Here is a 1,090-nt window from a genome sequence, read left to right as displayed (position 1 = left end):
CAATAAATTCTTTTACATTATCAGTCCAGGGTCTAAACATATACTTTGAGTAATCAAATTTCTCTTCGCTGACGCTTTTGTCTTGCTTGCCTTCTTTGGTTATATTTTCTGTTGCATTTTCTTTTTGGGTAGTTGTTTCTTGTATCGGTGTGTTGCTAAGTCCGTTTATGCTAGTTATCATTTCAGCTCCCCCTTACGCCTTTATATCAACATCTCTTTTTACACCAAGTATATCTACTAGGTATTTTCCAGCTGGGTTTTCATTTAGCTCTTTTACTAAATTTAAAGGTGGCATACTAAATTTCAAAAAGCTATCCATAAAGTCCTTGCTCTTTTTACCATCTTTGTCTATCTCACCAAAGAGTAGCTTTAGCATTTTTAGATTACGCTCCATCATCTTTTTAAATGAGAGTTCGTCTTCTTCATATCCCCTACGCCTATCTTCAGGAGTGCTCACAAAGCCACTTTGTAAGTCGATATAGATAAAGTCTCTTTTAGATCTAATGTGATCTTGCATATATTTAGGCATACCTGCTATATCGTTATCGGTAGCATTTATAAAGCCAGGTCCAAATTTCATCTCGCCCATAAGTTCAAACAGCTCAAATGCTCTATTAAATTCTTTACTATCTATGCTCTTATCATAGCCTTCTCTTTTGCCTTGTAATGTTGTCTCGCCCTCTCTCACATCAAGGTTATTGTTTATAACGGCTGCTATAAGTCCGCCTTTGGTTATTGAGCCGTCTTTATTTGTGTATTTCTCTCCGTGCGGATCCATAAATACACCACTTCCCACACTCTCCTTGCCGCCATTGTTGTTGTTAAAGATATCTGTTGTTGGCTTTAGTGGCTGCCTGCCATCTCCGCCATCAAAGCTTGGATTGAAAAAGAGCGTGCTTATCATCTGCTTGTTTGACTCTTTGTAGTTAAAGCTAGAAGCAGCCGCATCAAAGTCATAAATGGAGTTATGAATCTTAGTTACTTGCATGCTTTGGCGATTATACTCAAAGCCTTGAGGGAAATTTCTTATCTCATCTAAGCTAAAGCTATCTTTTGAGTTTAGTGTGTCTTCGCCAACTACTTGGGAGAG

Annotated in this window: 1 protein-coding gene and 1 pseudogene; both read right to left on the bottom strand. The window is 37.9% G+C overall.

Features of this window, described 5'->3' with window-relative positions; genetic code table 11:
- Positions 1-181 (bottom strand): annotated as a pseudogene (locus tag UNSWCS_RS12445) (cell surface protein); the annotation flags it as partial.
- A 12-nt stretch (positions 182-193) separates the two neighbouring features.
- A partial coding sequence (locus UNSWCS_RS12255; RefSeq protein ID WP_035144302.1) for a Cj0814 family flagellar-dependent secreted protein occupies positions 194-1,090 on the bottom strand: 897 nt, incomplete at its 5' end.

Origin of the sequence: Campylobacter concisus UNSWCS, assembly GCF_000466685.1 — a bacterium.
Taxonomy (GTDB): domain Bacteria; phylum Campylobacterota; class Campylobacteria; order Campylobacterales; family Campylobacteraceae; genus Campylobacter_A; species Campylobacter_A concisus_A.
This window is presented reverse-complemented; position numbering and strand designations above follow the sequence as displayed.